Below are 19,328 nucleotides of genomic sequence, written 5' to 3'. Positions count from 1 at the left end.
GTGCACACGTTCGCCGACCCGCTTCGACACGCGCTGCGAACCCATGCCGAGCGGACCGCAACGGTCTGCAGAAACGAGCGCCACACGTACGCCGAGTTCGTGGGGCGGTGTCGTCGGCTCGGTGGCGTCCTCGACGAGCTCGGGATCGGTCGCGGCGACCGTGTCGCGATCTGGGCGGACAACAGCCGTCAGTACGTCGAGGTCTACGCCGCCGTTCCCGCCCACGGGCGCGTGGTGGTTCCGCTCAACACGCGACACGCCGAGCCGGAGCTCGTCTACGCCTTGAACGACGCGGGCGCGAAGGTCCTGCTCACGGATCGCGAGCCGGGCAAGCTGGCCGATTGCGTCGACCGCGTGATCCGGATTCCCGACGAGTGGGAGTCGCTGTTGGCCGCTGCGGATCAAGCCGACTTCGCCACGGACGTCGTGGAGGACGACCTCGCGGGCCTCTTCTATACGGGCGGGACGACCGGGGCGTCGAAGGGCGTGATGCTCAGCCACCGCAACCTGCTCGCGAATACCTGGCACTGGTTGAACGCGATTCCGCAGCGGGCGAGCGATTCGATGCTCGTGATGGCGCCCCTCTTCCATGCGGCCGGGTCGAACGGCGTGATGGGGAGCATCTGGACCGGGGGGAAGCAGGTGCTGCTTCCCGCGTTCGCCCCCGACGCGGCCCTCGACCTGATCGAGCAGGAGGCCTGCACCGGCACGATCGGGGTGCCGACGATGCTGGGCGCGATGGTCGAAGCGCAGAAGGCGCGACCTCGACGTTTGGACTCGATGCGATGGATCGCCCACGGCGGCTCGCCGATCGCGAGTCCCCTCCTGAAACGCGTCCACGAGGCGATTCCTTCGGCCGAGCTGGTGGAGATCTACGGCGCGACGGAGCTGTCGCCCCTCGCGACCGTGTTTCGTGGGGAGCAGGATCTCTTCGACGACGACCGCATCCGATCCTGTGGGCCAGCGGCGGTCGGCGTCGCGATCGAGATCCTCGCGGAAGATGGGTCGCCGCTGCAGGCGGGCGCGGTCGGCGAGGTCGTCGTACGCGGGCCGAACGTGATGCAGGGCTATTGGAACAAGCCCGAGCAGACGGCGGAGGCCTTGCGCGACGGCGCCTACTGGACCGGCGATCTCGGCTACATGGACGAGGGCGGCTACGTCTTCCTGGTCGACCGTTCGAAGGACATGATCGTGTCCGGCGGAGAGAACGTCTATTCGACCGAGGTCGAAGAGGTGCTCTACAGACATCCCGACGTGCTCGAGGCCGCCGTCTTCGGCGTGCCGGACGAGAAGTGGGGCGAGGCGGTCTACGCCGCGGTCCATCTCCGACCGGGCACCGGGGGCGTGACGCCCGAGGATCTCGTCGAGTTCTGCCGGGCTTCTCTCGGCGGCTACAAGGTTCCGAAGGGCATCGATCTGCACGACGACGTGCTGCCGAAGTCGGGCCCCGGAAAATTCCTCAAGCGGAACCTCCGCGCGCCGTACTGGGAAGGCCGCGACCGCGCGGTGAACTGATCTCTCAGAGGAGCGCCGATTTCGGGTCGAGGCCCATGAAGGCGCGGCCGACTTCGCCGAAGGCATTCTCGTTGGCGAAGGCGTGCTGGGAGATGGTGGCGGAGTCGCGGAAGTAGCGATCGAGGGGGCTCTTCCGGTAGAGCGCGGATCCGCCCCCCGACTGGTACATGTCGGCGACGATCCGCTGGCCGGTCTTGAAGGCGTGGACACCGGCCACGCGGAAGTGGGCGCGCTCCTCCATCGAAGGCTCGCGGCCCTCGCAGAGTCGGCCCCACATCGTGGCCGTCGCGTCGTAGATGTAGGCACGAGCCGCAGCGAGCTCGGCCTCGGCGCGGCCGACGCGGGTCTGGACGTGGAGGTCGTCTTCGAGGCGGCCGCCGCCCATGGTGGTCTTCTCGTGGGCGAGCTCGACGAGCGCGTCGATCGAGGCGCGCGCGAGCCCGAGGGCCACGCCCGGGGTGTTCGAGATGAGGAGCCACGGGAACGCGTAGAGCGGGCGATCGATTCGCGCGGGCTCGAAGATGGAGAGCGTCCGATCCGCGGGCACGAAGACGTCGTCGACGCTCCAGTCGTTGCTGCAGCTTCCGGTCAGGCCCGTCGTGTGCCAGTTGTCGTGGACGGTGACGTCGCGGGCGGGGAAGAAGAATGTCCGGATGTTCGGCGGGGCCCCCTCGGCGGGCTTCCCGTCCGGGTCGACGATCAGGCAGCTGCCGCCGAACCAGGCGGCGTGGAGGCTGCTGCTGCCGAAGCCCCAGTGGCCGGAGACGCGGTAGCCGCCGTCGACCGGGCGGGCGATGCCCTTGGGAACGAGGACGCTCGCCGTGATCGTCTCGCGGTCCTCGAACATCTCTTCCGCCGTCGCCTGGGGAAGGCGCGCGGCGTAGAAGCCGGTATCCGAGGCGATCGTGACGATCCAGCCGACCGAGGCGTCCGCTCTCGACAGGGTCTCCGAGACCTCGAACTGCGTGATCGGATCCGCCTCGGGGCCGCCCATTGCCTGGGGCATCGCCATGCCGAAGACGCCCGCGTCGCGGAGCGCGTCCACGACGCCTTCGGTCATCCGGCCGAGCTTCTCGATCTCGTCGGCGGCGGCTCGAATCGGTTCGTGGAGGGCACGGACGGCTTCGACGATGTGCTGGCCGCTTCGCGGAACGGAGTCGAGGGGCATGCGCATCTCCCGGGCCCGGTCTATTTCCAGGCGAAGAGGGGTTGTTCGTAGTGGGCGACGCGCGTGTCGCGCCCGTTCAGGACGACTTCGCGCATCTGGTAGAGGACGGCGGCGGTCGGGCTATGGATCAGCGTCCCGAGCATCGGGATCGACAGGACGGGCCGATCGCTCTCCGGGATCTCTCGCAGGACCGGCACCTCGGGCTTCTCGAGCTCGTCGAGGGGCACGACGTGGAGTCGCTCGACCTCCTCGGGATTCGGGCGTAGGGTCTGCCCCGGCTCGCACCAGCAGACGATCGGCGTCATCCGGAATCCGGAGCGCGTCGGGAAATCGTCGAGCCGGCCGAGCACGTTCTCCTCGGAGAGCGTCAATCCGATCTCCTCGTGGGTCTCGCGGAGCGCTGCCTGGACCGCGGTCTCGCCTTCATCGAGGCGACCGCCCGGCAGCGCCCACTGTCCCGCGTGGCGACGGAGGTTGCCCGGCCGACGGGTGATCAGGAAGCAGGCGCGGCCCTCGGCGTCGGCGGTGATGACGAGGGCGACGGCGGCGGGGCGGAGGTCCGGACGCGCGTCGGCGAGGCAGCGGGATTCGAATCCGTCGAGGTGCGTACCCACGCGGGTTCGGAGCGAAGAATCGAAGGCATGCAGGGGGTTCGGCACGAGGCGAGCATAGGCCGTTCGCACGGGTCCGGGCGCGGAATCGATCGGAACAGGCCGGCGGGGCGACCCCGGCTGGGCAGGGGACGGGCGACGTGGCGACGGTGCAGGAGACCGACTGGGGCGAGGCCTGGGCGAGCGCCCGGAAGACGCTCTCGGGGATCACGCGGACGCGGGTGCCCGGGGCGAGCGACGACGTCGAGATCGCGCTGATCGACTGGGGCGGCGAGGGGCCGCTGGCCTTCTTCCATCACGCCAATGGCTTCTGCGCCGAGACGCTGGCGCCGATCGCGCATGCGCTCCGGGACCGCTTCCGGGTGGTCGCGATGGACTGTCGGGGACACGGCAACTCGACCCCCGTCGTGCCGGAGCGCGACGCGTACCACTGGGATGTCCTCGCGCGCGACGTCGAACGGGCAGTCGCAGCCGCGCGCGAGCAGACCGGTCAGGACCGGGTCGCGCTGGCCCTGGGCCACTCCTTCGGCGGCGCGTTGCTCCTGCGGGCCGCGAGCCTGGGGCGGACCCCGATCGACCGGCTCCTGCTCTGCGATCCCGTCCTCCGTCCGAAGCCCGTCGAGGGAGGCACGCACGCTCGCCGTGGGTCCGGTCTCGCCGAGGCGACGCGCAAGCGCCGGGACCGCTTCCCGTCCTTCGCCGCGGCCTACGACCACTGTCGCACCCGCGGACTCTTCGCCGACTTCACGCCCGAAGCGCTCGCGCTCTACGTCGGCGAGGGGATGGTCGAGACCGACGACGGGGACGAGATCAGGCTCAAGTGCGATCGCGAGATCGAGGCGGCGATCTTCGACGGCGACAGCTCGAGCGTCTGTGCCGAGGACGTCGAGGACGTGCGCGCCCGCACTTTGTTCGTCCACGCCCAGCGCGGTAATTTCGCGCTCGCGACCTACGAGGCGATCGCGGCGCGGATGCCGGACGCGTGGGTGGAGAGCCGGGACCTCGGCCATCTCTTCCCGCTCGAAGCACCGCAGGCGGCGCTCGACTGCGTGGCCGCGCTCCTACGAGACGATCGATCGGGTCGCGCTATTCCCTGAATCACCCAGAATCGCCTCGAACCCTTCGCGACCGTTCGCCACGAAATGGAAGATCTCATGCCCGACCTGCCCGAACATCCGGATACCCTGCGCCCCGAATCCTTCGCCGTCTTCAAGGACGAGAAGATGGGCAAGTCGACGTTGTTCGAGTCCGACCGGATCCTGGTCGGACTGAACTGCTTCGAGCCCGGGCAGGAGCACGCGCTGCACGCGCACGAGGGCATGGACAAGGTCTATCAGGTGCTCGAGGGAAGGGGCACGTTCCTGCTCGAGGATCGTGAGCTGCCGATGGAGCCCGGCGTCATGCTGATCGCGCCCTCCGGCGTCCCGCACGGGATCCGCAACGACGGGGGCGCGCGGCTCGTCGTCTCCGCGATCCTGGCGCCGGGACCGGGCAAGAAGTAGCCCGGCTCGCCCGGCCCGGGAGATCGTCCCGCGCGAGCCGCTACGGACGCGGCTTGCGCCGTCCCGGGCGGAAGGCCGAGACCCATCGCGTCGGCCGTGTGCCTTCGGAAGCCTCGAAGTACCGGTAGGGCAGGTCGGGGGCCTTCGTGATCCCGACCCGGGGACCGGCGGCGACGGAGACCGCGTCTTCCTCCCGCGCGTGGAGCGTCAGCACGCCACCGAGGAGGGAGCGACCGTCGTCGGCGAGAGAGAGTCCCAGCGCCTGGCCGAGTCGACCCGGACCGACGGTGAGCTGGGTTCGGCGCGCTTCCACCGGCAGGCCGCGCCGGTGCCGCATGGCCTCGAGGCCGGCGAGGGGCTCCGCCGCACGGAGCAGGACCGCCGCCGCCCGCCCCTCGACCTCGCAGACGACGTTCACGCAGGTGTGGATGCCATAGCTTCGATAGGCGTACAGCCGCCCGGCCGGGCCGAACATCGTGCGGTTGCGCGGGGTCGGTCCCGGGTGCGCGTGCGAGGCGGGGTCGGAGCCGTCGCCGAGATAGGCTTCGACTTCGGTCAGTCGGACGATCAGGCGTTCACCGTCCGGGAGGCGGTGGACCAGGCGACAGCCGATCAGCGCGGGGCCGACGTCGCGGGCGTCCCGGGCGTAGAAGGAGCGGCGGAGAGGCGGACCGAGGGGCACGCCCGGATTATCGGTCGAGGCGGGTCGGCCTGGCCAGCGGAAACCGGGCTTTCCCGGGGTTGAGAATCGCGCCGCGCGCGCCGATGGCTTGTATGCTCCCCTCGTTCCCGAGGCCGCGACCCACCCCCCGCGCTCGTCCGCGAACGTAGAGGCCCAGATGGCAAAGTCCGACGCGAACCCGTCCCACTCGAACGCGGAGGCCGAGCTCGACGAGCCGGTGGCTCCGGATTCGCCCTACCTCCAGCAGTTCGGCATCAACGCGGGCTGGGTCGAGGAGGTCGAGGACCAGTACCGGGTCGACGCCCGCTCCGTGGACGAGAGCTGGCGCGTGGAGTTTGGCGGCGTGGTCGACCCTCGCGCCGTCCGCGACGAGATCCGACGCGCCGCGCCCGCCGCGCCCGTCGCGCCCGCCCAGGCGGCCCCCGCACCGCCGTCGACGCCGGGTCCCGCGGCGCCGGTCGCTGCTCCCGCCTCGATCGGAACGACCGAGTCGTCGAGCGAGGGACCGAGCATCGGTGTCCTCGATGCCCTGGCTTCGGCGCCGGCGGCCCCGGGCGCAGTGACCGACCACACGACGCTCCTTCACACCGCCGACAAGCACGCCCGCGTCCTGCGCATGATCCATTCCTATCGCGCCCGCGGTCACCGCATCGCCCAGAGCGATCCGCTCGGCGGCCAGTCGACCTACTTCCCGGAGCTCGATCCGGCCCACTATGGCTTCGGCAACGAGAACCTCGACGAGCCCTTCATCGCCGGCGACCTGCCCGGCGGCTCCGTCCAGACCCTGCGCCAGATCCTCACGCGCCTCGGCAAGACCTACTGCGGTCCGATCGGCGTCGAGTTCACCCACGTCCAGGATCCCGGTCGCAAGGCCTGGCTGCGCGAGGTGATGGAAGAAGGGCAGAACCATCCGAACCTCGACGACGGCGAACGTCGCCGGATCCTCGAGCAGCTCGCCGCCGCGGAGCTCTTCGAAGGCTTCCTCCACACGAAGTTCCTCGGGCAGAAGCGCTTCTCCCTCGAAGGCGGCGAGTCGCTGATCCCGCTCCTCGACCACATCGTCGAGAACTCGCCGTCCTTCGGCGTGCGCGAGATCGTGATCGGCATGGCCCATCGCGGCCGCCTGAACGTCCTCGCGAACACCCTCGGCAAGAGCTACGAGCAGATCTTCTCCGAGTTCGAGGATTCCCCCGACGTCGACGCCCCGTTCGGCTCGGGCGACGTGAAGTACCACAAGGGCTTCTCGAGCGATCGCCGGACCCAGAGCGGGGAACGGGTCCACCTGACCCTCACCTCGAACCCGTCCCATCTCGAAGCGGTCGACCCGGTCGTCGAGGGGCGCGCGAAGGCCAAGCAGGTGCGCGCCGGCGACGCGGACGGCGAGACGATCGTTCCCGTCATCATCCACGGCGATGCCGCCTTCGCCGGGCAGGGGATCGTCGCCGAGACCCTCAACCTCTCGCAGCTCGTCGGCTATTGCACCGGCGGCACGATCCACGTGATCGTGAACAACCAGATCGGGTACACGACGACCCCCGCCGAGGCGCGATCGACCCTCTACTGCACCGACGTCGCGAAGATGATCCAGGTGCCGATCTTCCACGTGAACGGGGACCATCCGGAAGCGGTGATCCACGTGACGAAGCTCGCGATGGCCTATCGCCAGCGCTTCGGCGACGACGTCGTGATCGATCTCGTCTGCTACCGGAAGCACGGCCACAACGAGGGCGACGAGCCCGCGTTCACCCAGCCGCGCCTCTACCGGAAGATCCGGGAGAAGAAGTCGGTCAAGACGCTCTATCTCGAGAAGCTCGTGACCGGCGGGCGCGTGTCCCGGGAAGAGGCGTCCCGGATCGACGAGCAGCAGAACGAGGCGCTGCAGGAAGCGCTCAAGTCGATCCACACGCGGCCGCCCGGGCCGGACGAGCCCTTCGAGCCGCGCGGGCCGTGGACCGGGTTCTCGCGAACCCGTCCCGACGAGGTGGTCGAGACGGCGGTCCCCGCGGAGCGTCTCGCGGAGATCGCGGCGGGGACGGCGCGCGTTCCGTCCTACTTCAACGTGCACAAGAAGCTGCAGGCGATTCTCGACGCGCGAGCGAAATGCGCCACCGACGGGACCGGCATCGACTGGGGCCTCGGCGAGGCCCTCGCCTTCGGCTCGCTCCTGCTCGAAGGCACGCCGGTCCGACTCTCGGGCCAGGACTCGTCGCGCGGGACCTTCGCCCATCGCCACGCGGTCCTCGTCGATCAGGACTCGGGCGAGGAATACGCGCCGCTCGATCACGTCTCGGACAACCAGGCGCGCTTCGAGGTCTACGACAGCCTGCTCTCCGAGGCCGCCGTCCTGGGTTTCGAGTACGGCTACAGCCTGGCGGATCCCTCGTCCCTCGTCCTCTGGGAGGCGCAGTTCGGCGATTTCGTGAACGGCGCCCAGGTGATCATCGACCAGTTCATCTCTTCCGCCCACGTGAAGTGGGGCCGGATGAGTGGCCTGGTCATGCTCCTGCCCCACGGCTACGAAGGGCAGGGACCCGAGCATTCGAGCGCGCGGGTCGAGCGCTTCCTGCAGACCTGCGCGGAAGACGCGATGCAGGTCGTGAACTGCACCAATCCGGCCCAGTACTTCCACGTCCTGCGCCGTCAGATGCGTCGCGGCTATCGCGCGCCCCTGGTCGTCTTCACGCCCAAGAGCCTGCTCCGTCATCCCAAGGCCGCATCGCAGCTCGAGGACTTCACGAGTGGCACCTTCCAGGAGGTGATCGACGATCCGATCGCCGCCGAGCGCGCCGACGACGTCCGTCGCGTGATCGCCTGCACGGGCAAGGTCTACTACGACCTGATCGAGTCGCGCGCCCAGCGCCTCCCGGGGCGTGAGCACGAGGTCGCGATCATCCGGATCGAGCAGCCCTACCCCTGGCCCGAAGCGCAGCTCGCCGGGATCTACGGTCGATATGCGCGCGCCGAGTCCCGGGTCTGGGCCCAGGAAGAGCCGAAGAACATGGGCGCCTGGACCTTCGTTCGCGATCGCCTGCAGGCGATCATCGGCGACAAGCGCCACCTCGAGGTCGCCGGTCGGCCGGAGGCGGCCAGTCCCGCGGTCGGCTCGCCCCGGATCCACCGCGCCCAGCTCGCGGCGCTCCTCGACGAGGCCTTCGGCGAAGCCTGAGCCTCGGTTCGAGTGCGCGTCACCGCACGCGCGGTCCTCTCCGAGGGCCGGCGTGCGCCATTGACGGCGCTCGCTCCACCTACGAGACTCCGTCTTCCGCCCGCGCGACCTGCCGTCGCGCTCGGCGAGAGACCCGCCCCCCGGTCGACACGGCTCGGGGTGCGCGAGCACGGAGTCGACCGACCATGGACTTAAGCTACGGCGAAGAACTCGAATCCTTCCGCAAGGAAGTACAGGCCTTCCTCGCGGACAACTGGCCGCCGAAAGACGACGGAAACCGCGACGACCAGACCCGCGCCTTCCGCCGCAAGGCGACCGAGGCGGGCTACCTGAACCGCCACATCCCGAAGCAGTACGGCGGCGCCGAGCAGCCCCCCGACTCGATGAAGGGCGCCGTGATCTCGGAAGAGTTCACGAAGGCGCGTGCGCCGATGGAGCCCCGCGGTATCGGGACGATGATGCTCGTGCCGACGCTCCTCGAGCGCGGTGAAGATTGGATGAAGGAGAAGTGGGTCCAGGCGACGATCGAAGGCGACGTCACCTGGTGCCAGGGCTACAGCGAGCCCGGCTCCGGCTCCGATCTCGCGAGCCTCAAGACCAAGGGCGAGCTCGTGGACGGCGAGTGGGTCATCAATGGTCAGAAGATCTGGACCAGCTCGGCGATGGAGGCGGACTTCATGTTCTGCCTCGTCCGGACGGAGCCCGATGCGGCCAAGCACGCGGGCATCTCCTACCTGCTGATCGACATGAAGCAGCCGGGGATCGACGTCCGCCCGCTCAAGCAGATGACCGGGTCCTCTGAGTTCAACGAGGTCTTCTTCAACGACGTCAAGACGCCGGAGGACTGGATCGTCGGCAACCGCGGCGAAGGCTGGCTCGTCTCGCGGACGACGCTCAAGCACGAGCGCAACGGGATCGGGGCCGCCGGGCAGGTGGTGAACCTCTTCAACGGCCTCGTGAAGCTCGCGAAGGAGAAGAAGATCGACGGCAAGCCGGCGATCGAGGACGCGAGCATCCGCCGCGGTCTCGCCGAGCTCGAGGGATACGTGAAGTCCCACCAGTACTCGGGCTTCCTCCAGATGACCAAGGACCTGAAGGGCGAGTCCGCGGGCGTGATCCAGCTCATGAACAAGGTCAACTCGACCAACATGGGCAACATGGTCGCCAAGCTCGCGATGGAGATCCTCGGCGACGACGGCGTCGCGGCGCCCGATGGTCGCGGCATCGTCGGCCTCGCCTCGGGGGCCGGCGACGTCGACGGTCTCTGGACCTCGCAGTACATGTCGAGCCTCGGCGTCGCGATCGCCGGCGGAACGGCCAACATCCAGAAGAACGTGATCGCCGAACGCGGGTTCGGTCTGCCCCGCGACGCGGCTGCCCAGCGCTCCAAGTAAGAGCCCCGCGCTCGAAGTAGCGCGAAGGCGAAAGGAAACACTCATGGACTTCGATCTCTCCGAAGAACAGCAACTCCTCCAGGAGACCGTCGGGCAATTCATCGAGAACGAGTGCCCGATGGCCCGCCTCCGCGAGCTCTTCGACGACGACTCGGGCTACGACCCGGTCCTGTGGAAGGGGCTCGTCGAGATGGGACTCGCCGGGATCCACCTCCCCGCAGATTTCGGGGGCAGCGAGCTCGAGATCCTCGACCTCGCCGTCGTCGCCGAGACCCTCGGCGAGCACGCCGCGCCCGTCCCCTTCCTGGGTCACGCCCTCGCGACCGAGTCGATCAACCGCGCGGGCAACGACGAGCAGCGCGCCCGGATGCTGCCCTCCCTGGCGAGCGGTGAGCATCTCGCGAGCGTCGCCTTCGCCGAAGACGGCGGCGTCTGGCTGCCCGAACAGTGGACCCTCGCCGCGCCGAGCGGCACGACGGGGGCGATCTCCGGAACCAAGGAGATCGTCGAGTTCGGCGAGCAGGCGGACTACTTCGTCGTCGGCCTCGCCGGGGGTCGGATGGCCGTCGTGGATCGAAACGCCGCGGGCGTCGAGATCCAGCGCTACGAGGGTGCCGACCGCACGCGGCGCCTCGCGATCGTGACCTTCGAGAACGCCGAGTGCGAGGTGCTCGAGAACAGCGACCTCGAGACGGCGGGTCGCGTCCGCGACGTCGGTCTCGTCCTGATCGCCGCCGACGCCTTCGGCGGCGCTCGCAAGCTGGTCGACATGAGCGTCGAGTACGCCAAGAGCCGCGAGCAGTTCGGCGTCACGATCGGCCACTTCCAGGCGCTGAAGCATCAGCTCGCCGACATGGCGATCGACATCGAGCCGGCCCGCGCGCTCTACTGGTTCGCGGCCCACGCCCTCGACCACGTGCCGGACGAGGCCGTTCGAACGGCGGCGATTGCGAAGAGCCACCTCTGCGACCGCTACTCCCGGATCGCGCGCGACGCGACCGAAGCCCACGGCGGCATCGGCTACACCTGGGAGGGCGACACCCAGATCTGGTTCAAGCGCGCCATGCAGAACCGCGTGTTCCTCGGAACGCCGCGCCTCCATCGGGATCGCGCCGCGGATCTGGCGGGCTGGTAGAGGGCGAGCACCGCTTCTCCAGTTCTGCTCAGCGTTCCCTCGAGGCAGGCCAGGTCACCGGTATCGGCGACTCGCCTGCCTCGATGCGTTTCAGCGCGCGGCCACCCGCAGCGACCGCATCCGGTTGATCGCGCTCGCGATCTCGAAGCGTCGCGGGCGGGCGAAGGCGCCCGGGTGTCGGCCCGGCCGGTGGAAGGGATCGAGTCCGTCGAGGCCTTCTTCGTCGAGGAAGGCTTCGAGGCGATCGAGCACCTGCGCCAGGCTGCGTTCCCCGTCCACGAAGTGCTCCGCCGCGAAATGGAGGGCGCCGGCGATGGCGCGGGTCTGGCTCGGGTCGAAGAGCTGCGGGACAGCGCGCAGGTCGATCCCGGTCGTGCCGTAGACGATCTCCTCGCGGTCGCGGCTCGAGAACTTGACGTCGCGGCGGCCACGGCGGGCATCGAAGCTCTCGCGGAACGGGACGCGATCCGCGGGTCGGCGGAGCGGGGTCGATGGGGCAGGGCGTTCCCCGTCCGGCGCCTCGGCCGCGATCGCGTGGGCCCGCTCGGTCACGTCTCGCGGCCGGTAGCCCTTGAGCTCGATCACGGCGTCGGCGAGTCCGAAGTAGTCGCCCGACCCGCCCATCACGAGGACGGTGGAGAGACCGAGCTCGTCGTGGAGCGCGCGCACGCGATCGACGAAGGGGGTGATCGGCTCGTCCTTCGGGTGGATCAGCGCCTGCATCCTCGCGTCGCGGACCATGAAGTTCGTGGCCGAGGTGTCCTCGTCGACGAGGAGTCCGGTCGCCCCCGCCTCGATCGCCTCGGCGATGTTCGCGGCCTGACTCGTGCTGCCGCTGGCGTCGGTCGTGGAGAACGCGGCGGTGTCCTTCGGTGGAGCGTCGCCGGCGCCCGGAGGCAAGCGGTCGATGAAGCCCTGGATGTCGACGCCCGTGACGGCGCGGCCGTCCTCCGCGCGGACCTTGACCATGGCCGGGTCGGTCACGACGGTCTCGCGACCATCGCCAGGCACGTGCGGGACCACGCCGTGCTCGAGCGCACGGAGCAGCGTCGACTTGCCGTGATAGCCCCCGCCGACGAGCAGGACGACGCCGCGCGGGACCCCCATCCCGCGCCAGAGGGCGCCCGGCATGCCCGCGTCGGCGTGGGGCACCTCGAGCTCGACCGCGAAGGCGTCCGGCGGCTCGAACGGAATCGCGGCGTCGGCGGCCATCGGTCGCTCGCTCGCGCCGCTCTCGCGAGGGAGGATCGCGCCTTCGCCGACGAAGGCGACGAGTCCGTGCTCGGCGAGCCGCCCGCGGATGGCCTCCTGGTTCGAGACGCAGTCGACGAAGTGGACGAGCCGCGCATCGTCCTCGGCGGACCGGTCGATCCAGCTCCGGGTCACGATCTCGGGCAGGGCGCGCGTGAGCAGCACCGCCGCCTCCCGACCGAGCGCGCGGCGGCCGGCGGCGGGGAGGCCGACTTCGATGCGGGCTTCGATCCAGCCGTCGCCGAACACGACGGCGGTCCGCTCGAGGACCTCGGGGCCGCCTGCGTCGATCGCGATCAGGCCTCCCTTTCCGGTGCCGGTTCGCCTCGGGCCGACCGCGCGGATCGCTTCGCGGAAGGCGCGCGCGAGCCAGCTGGCACTCGCGATCTCGCGGGTCCGGTCGGTCTGCAGACCGCCCGGAAGGGCGGCGACCTCCGCGTCGACGCGGATCCGGAGCTTCGACGGCGCGGCGAAGGGATCGCTCTGGACGCGGTCGACGAAGAGGGTGGACTCGGCGAAATTCCACGCGCCCTCGATGTCGCGATAGGCCTTGTAGCCCCGGCCGTCGAGGCGTTCGAGGGTCGTGGCGAGTCGGGCGGCATCCGCCAAGGTCGGGTCTCCGGAAGGGCGCGCCGAGGCGAGAGGGCGCGACGCGCCGGAGTGTACGCCGCCGTCGCGTGGCCGCCTCCTCCCGACGCGGCGTTCCGCGCCCGGCCCGGTCGCCCGTGCTATCCGTCGATCTCGCAGCCGGCGCCGCGGCCCGCGGCTGCGCGCTCGCTCCGATCCGCCCGTGCCGCCAGGAGCCCCCCATGAGCACCTTCTGCGAAGACCGCGTCTGCATCGTGACCGGCGCCGGCCGAGGCATCGGTCGCGAATACGCCCTCATGCTCGCCGCCCACGGCGCGAAGGTCGTCGTCAACGACTTCGGGGGCGCCCGCGACGGGACGGGCAGCGACATGGGGCCGGCCGACGAGGTCGTGGCCGAGATCAAGGCGGCCGGCGGCGAAGCGGTCGCGAACGGGGCGGACGTCTCCGACTTCCAGCAGGCGAAGCAGATGATCGAGCAGGCGGTCGACACCTTCGGCGGGCTCGACGTCGTGGTCAACAACGCGGGCATCCTGCGCGACCGCATGCTGGTCAACATGAAGGAAGAGGAGTGGGATGCGGTCATCCAGGTGCACATGAAGGGCACCTTCTCCCCGGCGCACCACGCCGGCGCCTATTGGCGGAACCAGAGCAAGGCCGGCCAGCCCGTCGACGCGCGGCTCATCAACACGGCGAGCGTCTCCGGCATCTACGGCAACGTCGGTCAGACGAACTACGGCGCAGCGAAGGCCGGGATCGCGTCGTTCTCGATCATCGCGAGCCGCGAGCTCAAGCGGTACGGCGTGACCGTGAACTGCATCGCGCCCGGCGCCCTCACGCGCCTGACCGAGGACCTGCACCCCGGCGAGATCACCGACGAGATGCGCGAACGGCAGAGCCCGCGCTGGGTCGCGCCGATCGTGACCTGGCTGGCGAGTCGCGAGTCGAGCGACGTGACCGGCCGGGTCTTCGAGTCGAGCGGCAACGTCCTCGCCGTCGCCGAGGGCTGGCACCGCGGCCCCTCGACCGAGCCCGTCGACGACCCCACGACCCTCGGCCCGATCGTGCGTGACCTCGTGTCGAAGGCGCGCCTCAACGCGGACATGCAGGGAAAGGACTCGGACGGCGGCCTCGGCTGATCGCCCGTCGCCTCGTGTCGCACCCCCGATCCGAAGGAGTCTCTCCACCATGGCCAAGCCCCGAATCCTCGAGCCCCAGTGCACCTGGCGCGCCGCCGACGTCGCCGACGAGTCCGTCTGGACGGAGATGCTCTCCCAGGCCGAGCTCGAAGAACTCGACGCCGCACTGCGTGCCGCACTCGAGAAGTCGAACGACGTCCTCGAGATCACGCGCGACGACTTCCCGCTGCCCGGGCTCGCGACGCGCCTCGCTGCGATCGAGCGCGAGCTGATCGACGGTCGGGGCTTCGTCCGGATCCGAGGGATCGACCGGGATCGCTACGACCAGACCGAGATGGAGATGCTCTACTGGGGGATCGGCATGCACCTCGGCGCCCCGTGGCCCCAGAACAAGTACGGCCACGTGCTGGGCGACGTGACCGACCAGGGGAAGGCGGCGGACGACCCGACCGCCCGGGGCAACGAGATCGGCGGGTCCGCGCTGCCCTTCCACTGCGACGGTTCGGATCTCGTCGGGCTCATGTGTCTGCAGGACGGACTCGAGGGCGGGCTCTCCGCCGTGGCGAACACGGTCGCGATCCACAATCTCATGGTCGAAGAGAGCCCGGAGCTGGCCGAGGCGCTCTACGCACCGCTGCCCTACGACTACCGGGGCGAGCAGGCGGAGGGCGGCAAGCCCTGGTACACCGTTCCGTGCTTCACCGAGTGGAACGATCGCCTCTTCGTTCGCTGCATCCCGCCGTACATCGCGGCCTCCCAACGCCATCCGGAAGCGCCGCGCCTGTCCGAAGACGAGAAGGCGGGGCTCGCGCGCGTCGTCGAGCTCGCGGACGACCCGGACTTCCATGTCCACATGAGGCTCGAGCCGGGCGACATCCAGTTCATCAACAACTTCCACGTGATGCATGGACGGACGGCCTACGAGGACGCTCGCGGCGAGGGGCGGGTGCGCCACCTGAAGCGACTCTGGCTCGAGACTTCGGTCCTCGCCGATCGCCCGCCGCCGTTCCAGGGCGCCGGGGGCATGTCCCACTGGAACGACCAACGCAGCGCGAGCCGCATGCAGGTGAACTGAGCGCCGCCGGCCGCGGCGGTCGATCGGGGCTCAGCGCCCTTCAGAGGTCGAGGTCGAGCTGGGTCCCGCCGGGCTTGCGGAAGGAAGCCGCCGACAGCTCCGGCGGCGGCTGGTCGAGGCCGTAGCGCTTCTTCATCAGCTCGAAGAGGCCGCTGATCTGTTCGGCGAAGCGCCCCTCGCCGCGCATTCGGGTCCCGAATCGCGGATCGTTCAGCTTGCCGCCGCGCAGGGACTCCAGGCGATGGAGGACCTTCTCGCGGCGCATCGGGCGGTGGGTCAACAGCCAGTCGTCGAAGAGCTCGCGCAGGCCGTGGGGCAGACGCAGGACGATGTGTCCGGCGTGGTGGGCGCCGGCGTCGGCGGCGGCCTGCAGGAGGGCCGGCGTCTCGGCGTCGGTCAGCCCCGGAATGATCGGCGCGATCATCACGCCGACGGGGATGCCCGCCTTCGCGAGCTTCTCGACGGCGCGCAGACGCTCGTGGGGCGCGGAGGCGCGTGGCTCGAGGGCGCGCTGGAGCCGCGCGTCGAGGGTGGTGATGCTCAGGTTCACCGAGACGGCGTTCACCTCGGCGAGGGGGCGGAAGAGGTCGAGGTCGCGGGCGACGAGGGCGTTCTTCGTGATGATGCCGATCGGATTCAGGAACTCGGCGAAGACCTCGACGCATCGGCGCGTGATCTCGAGCTTCCGTTCGAGGGGTTGATACGCGTCGGTCACCCCGGAGAGCACGACGACCCGGGGCTTCCATCGAGGCGCGGAGAGCTCCCTGCGGAGCAGCTCCGGCGCGCGTTCCTTGACGAGGATCTTGGTCTCGAAGTCGAGTCCCGCCGAATAGCCGAGGTACTCGTGGGTCGGCCGCGCATAACAGTACGCACAGCCGTGCTCGCAGCCTCGATACGGGTTCAGGCTCGCGTCGAAGGGAATGTCCGGGCTGTCGTTCGTCGTGATCGCGGTCCGCGACGGGTCCGGGATCGCCTGGGTCCGCGACTTGCGTTCCGCCCCATCCCGCGGATCCGTCGGGTCGTCCCCGGGCTCCGGGGCGTCGCCGGAGAGCCAGTCCGCGAGCGCATCGAGATCGGGCTCGATCCGCGCCCGCTCGAACCGGCCGGTCGGATTGGTCCGGGCCCCCCGTCCCTTGCGCGCCGGCTGGAGCGCCGCGGGCTCGGTCTCCTGGAGGACCGCACGCCGGGGTCGGGCGGGCTCGCTCCGCTCGCGACGCGTGCTCCGGCGCGGCGTCTGGGCCGCCGGAGGGCGCCTCCGCGGGCTCGTCCGGGGGGGCTGGGGTTGCGGGGAGGGCGTCTTCTCGGGCGACGGGCTCGACGGCGACTGGGGGGAGCGCATGGAGGCGAAAGTATGACGAAAGTCCGCCCGGCGCAATGACCGGGATCAGGTTCCGCCCAGAGCGTCCCGAAGCGCGCGCCCCGCGTGCCGCTGGACGGAGCGGGCGAGGGCGAGCTCCTCGTCGATCTGACGCAGCACCCGGTCCCCGGCCGCGAGGGGGTGGGTCTCGAAGAAGCGCCGGATCGTTCGCGCCTCCTCGAGCGGCAGGGCGCCCGCCGTTTCCCCCGCGAGCCGCGCCAGCAGGATCGGCGGCATCTCGCCCTCGAGTCGCGGCCAGGCGGCCTGGAGATGCCGCCAGGTCGCACTCGCCGTCTCCCGGGCGGCGAGCAGCTGCATGAGCAGCGTCGCCCGGTCGACCGCCGGTGCGAGCCGGCGGTCCAGGCTCGCCTTCAGGGTCCGCTGGACCCGGGCCGGGTGGGTGAAGCCCGCGAGCGCGAAGAGCGGACGTCGGCGCGCCTGCGGACTCGTCGCCGCGCGTGCCGCGTCGAGGAGTGCGCGCTGCAGCGCGGCGTCGCCCGCCCGCGCGGCGAGGGTGAGCACGATCTGCTCGGCGCCGCGCGTGAGGGCGCGACCCTCGGCCAGGTGCGCGCGGGCCTGATCGAGGCAGCGCGACGCGAGCCCTTCGCTGCCCGCGAGCCCGCCGACGATCGACAGGAGGCGCGCGCGTCGTCGCGTCGTGGCCGTCGGCTCGTCCCGCTTCGCGCGGAGCCCGAGTGCGCCGACCTGATGACCGAACTGGCGCGCGATCCAGCCCTGCAAGCGCTCCGCGGTGTCCTCTCCGGCTTCCGGCGCCAGCCGGCGGAGCAGGCCGCCGAGGACGCGTTCGATGGCGAGCAGGACTTCGGGCTCGGTCTCGTCGCGATGCGCGGCGATCAGATCGAGGAGCGAGGTCACGTCCGCTCGGCCGGTCCGCACCATCGCCCATTGGTGACCGACCCAGCCGATCCGCTCGGTCGCGGCGAGGGAGGCGACGCGACCGAGGAGGGCATCCGTTCCTTCGGCGCCGTGGTCGATCCGGAAGAAGCCCGCTTCGTCGGCGTTCGCGTAGAGCCAGTCGACGTCGCCTTCGATGGGCGTGTGTCGGCGCGTGAGCACCTGCCGTTCGAGTCGGCTCTTCCGGCCGTGCCCCGCCCGACCGATCCACGGCACCGTCCAGGGCGGCTCCTCCGCCCAACGCTTTCTCGGCAACAGGCCGAAGCGCGTCTGCTCGAGGGAGAGGCGACCGTTTCGACCCTGGCGTGCGCGAAGCACCGGATGTCCCGTGCGGCTCGTCCACGGCCCGACGATCTTCCCGACCGGCTCGCCGGAGGCCGCCTCGAGCGCGCGCCACAGGTCGGCGGCGACGGCGGCGTCCTCGCGGTGGCTCCGGATGTAGCGACGGACGCCGTCGCGGAAGGCACGTCGTCCGAGGTAGCGCTCGAGCATGCGCAGGACCGACGCGCCCTTGGTGTACGTGATCGCGTCGAAATTCTCCTGGGCCTCGTCGGCGGTCTCGACCGGCGGCGCGATCGGATGGCTGCTCGGGAGGGCATCGAGCTCGAGGGCGTTCTCGCGCCGGTTCACGAACTCGTGCCAGATCGACCACTCGGGCTTCCAGTCGTCGACGATCTCGTAGGCCATCCAGGTCGCGAAGGATTCGTTCAGCCAGAGGTCGTTCCACCAGGCCATGGTGACCAGGTTCCCGAACCACATGTGCGCGAGCTCGTGGGCGATCGTCTCCGCCGCCCGCAGCCGATCCTCCGGGCTCGCGGTCTTCTCGTCGAGCAGCAGCACCGAGTCGCGGAAGAAGACCGCCCCTGCGTTCTCCATCGCCCCGAAGGCGAAATCCGGGATCGCGAGCAGGTCGAGCTTCGCGTAGGGATGGCGCATCCCGAACCACTTCTCGAGCCGCACGAGACTCTCGACCGCGGCCTCTCGTGCGAAGCGGCCGAGCCTGCGTCCGCCGGGCAGGGTGATCACGCGGATCGGGGTCGAGCCCGCGTGGGCGACGCGAGAGACCTCGAAAGGTCCGACCGCGAGGGCGACCAGGTAGACGGAGAGCGGCGGCGTCTCCTCGAAGCGCCACGTCCGGAGCCCGTCGCGGGCGGGACCGCGCCTGGCGACGGGCGCGTTCGCGAGGACGAACAGATCCGCCGGGGCCGTCACCTCGATCGCGTAGCGCGCCTTGGTGCCCGGCTCGTCGAGGCAGGGGAAGAAGCGGCGCGCGTCGGTCGGGCAGAGCTGGGTCGCCAGGTAGGGCGTGCGCCGGTCGCTGCCGCGATACAGACCGCGCAGGTCGTCCCGGACGTGCCCCGAAAACGACAGCGAGACGCGTACCTCGCCGGGGGCGATTCGCGCAGCGAAGCGGAGCACGATCGTCTCGCACTCGGGGTGCGCCTCGACGGCCGCTTCGACGACGCGGTCTCCGATCTGCGCGCGCACGTTCCGGACGTCGAGTTCGACCGCGTGGAGCTCGATCCAGGCCGTCGCCTGGCCCAGGACCAGGTCGTAGTCGGCCTCGCCTCGGAACCGTCGCTTCGTGGGATCGAGCTCGAGGCGGAGCTCGATGCGTTCGGCGCGGACGCTCTCCGGGAGTCGGATCGTCTTGCGCGGCTTCGGTCGCGGGGTCTTTCGCGCAGCGTTGCGCGGGTTCGGTCGCGGGGTCTTTCGCGCAGCGTTGCGCGGCTTCGGTCGCGGGGTCTTTCGCGCAGCGTTGCGCGGCTTCGGTCGGATCCCCCCCCCCCCGCGCGAGAGCACATGTTCAGTGGTGCCTTACGTTGCTTGGTT

The 19,328-nt window shown here is 70.3% G+C and carries 14 protein-coding genes; 8 read left to right on the top strand and 6 right to left on the bottom strand.

The window, feature by feature from the left end:
* Positions 1-1,515 (top strand): AMP-binding protein, encoded by a 1,515-nt coding sequence (locus NXI30_28005; GenBank protein MCR9098082.1) that lies wholly within the window; start codon positions 1-3, stop codon positions 1,513-1,515.
* Between the two features lie 4 nt (positions 1,516-1,519).
* On the opposite strand, the gene NXI30_28000 is transcribed toward NXI30_28005, so the two are convergent.
* Both NXI30_28000 and NXI30_27995 read right to left on the bottom strand, forming a co-directional pair.
* Entirely contained in the window at positions 1,520-2,683 is a 1,164-nt protein-coding gene (locus NXI30_28000) for an acyl-CoA dehydrogenase family protein (GenBank protein ID MCR9098081.1), read from the bottom strand.
* Positions 2,684-2,703: 20 nt separating this feature from the next.
* Positions 2,704-3,342 carry a CoA pyrophosphatase gene (locus tag NXI30_27995; GenBank protein ID MCR9098080.1) on the bottom strand — a complete coding sequence of 213 codons (639 nt, stop codon included), beginning with the start codon at positions 3,340-3,342 and terminating at the stop codon, positions 2,704-2,706.
* 92 nt (positions 3,343-3,434) lie between these two features.
* On the opposite strand from NXI30_27995, the gene NXI30_27990 reads away from it, so the two are divergent.
* Both NXI30_27990 and NXI30_27985 read left to right on the top strand, forming a co-directional pair.
* Entirely contained in the window at positions 3,435-4,391 is a 957-nt protein-coding gene (locus NXI30_27990; GenBank protein ID MCR9098079.1) for an alpha/beta hydrolase, read from the top strand.
* Positions 4,392-4,448: 57 nt separating this feature from the next.
* On the top strand, positions 4,449-4,796 hold the full coding sequence (locus NXI30_27985) for a cupin domain-containing protein (GenBank protein ID MCR9098078.1): 348 nt from the start codon (positions 4,449-4,451) through the stop codon (positions 4,794-4,796).
* A gap of 40 nt (positions 4,797-4,836) precedes the next feature.
* Here NXI30_27985 and NXI30_27980 read toward each other — a convergent pair whose 3' ends face one another.
* Positions 4,837-5,478 carry a DNA-3-methyladenine glycosylase gene (locus NXI30_27980; GenBank protein ID MCR9098077.1) on the bottom strand — a complete coding sequence of 214 codons (642 nt, stop codon included), beginning with the start codon at positions 5,476-5,478 and terminating at the stop codon, positions 4,837-4,839.
* Between the two features lie 157 nt (positions 5,479-5,635).
* On the opposite strand from NXI30_27980, the gene NXI30_27975 reads away from it, so the two are divergent.
* The 3 genes from NXI30_27975 (at position 5,636) to NXI30_27965 (ending at position 11,173) form a co-directional block, all read left to right on the top strand.
* Entirely contained in the window at positions 5,636-8,644 is a 3,009-nt protein-coding gene (locus NXI30_27975) for a 2-oxoglutarate dehydrogenase E1 component (protein ID MCR9098076.1), read from the top strand.
* Between the two features lie 185 nt (positions 8,645-8,829).
* On the top strand, positions 8,830-10,038 hold the full coding sequence (locus NXI30_27970) for an acyl-CoA dehydrogenase family protein (protein ID MCR9098075.1): 1,209 nt from the start codon (positions 8,830-8,832) through the stop codon (positions 10,036-10,038).
* A 43-nt stretch (positions 10,039-10,081) separates the two neighbouring features.
* Positions 10,082-11,173, top strand: a complete 1,092-nt coding sequence (locus NXI30_27965; GenBank protein ID MCR9098074.1) for an acyl-CoA/acyl-ACP dehydrogenase — start codon at positions 10,082-10,084, stop codon at positions 11,171-11,173.
* Between the two features lie 90 nt (positions 11,174-11,263).
* Here NXI30_27965 and NXI30_27960 read toward each other — a convergent pair whose 3' ends face one another.
* Complete coding sequence (locus NXI30_27960) at positions 11,264-13,033, bottom strand: ABC-ATPase domain-containing protein (protein MCR9098073.1); 1,770 nt, start codon at positions 13,031-13,033, stop codon at positions 11,264-11,266.
* A 200-nt stretch (positions 13,034-13,233) separates the two neighbouring features.
* On the opposite strand from NXI30_27960, the gene NXI30_27955 reads away from it, so the two are divergent.
* Together NXI30_27955 and NXI30_27950 are read left to right on the top strand one after the other, a co-directional pair.
* A complete protein-coding gene (locus NXI30_27955; GenBank protein MCR9098072.1) occupies positions 13,234-14,148 on the top strand; it encodes an SDR family oxidoreductase in 915 nt (304 codons plus the stop codon).
* A 49-nt stretch (positions 14,149-14,197) separates the two neighbouring features.
* Positions 14,198-15,223, top strand: a complete 1,026-nt coding sequence (locus tag NXI30_27950) for a TauD/TfdA family dioxygenase (GenBank protein ID MCR9098071.1) — start codon at positions 14,198-14,200, stop codon at positions 15,221-15,223.
* Between the two features lie 40 nt (positions 15,224-15,263).
* On the opposite strand, the gene NXI30_27945 is transcribed toward NXI30_27950, so the two are convergent.
* Positions 15,264-16,562, bottom strand: coding sequence for a PA0069 family radical SAM protein (locus NXI30_27945; GenBank protein ID MCR9098070.1), 1,299 nt, complete (start codon positions 16,560-16,562; stop codon positions 15,264-15,266).
* Between the two features lie 45 nt (positions 16,563-16,607).
* Entirely contained in the window at positions 16,608-19,298 is a 2,691-nt protein-coding gene (locus NXI30_27940; protein ID MCR9098069.1) for a M1 family metallopeptidase, read from the bottom strand.
* Between the last annotated feature and the right edge of the window lie 30 nt (positions 19,299-19,328).

This window comes from bacterium, assembly GCA_024742285.1.
Classification (GTDB): Bacteria; Myxococcota_A; UBA9160; order UBA9160; family UBA4427; genus UBA4427.
Note: the sequence above shows the minus strand (reverse complement) of the source record. Positions and strands in the feature narration are given on the sequence as shown.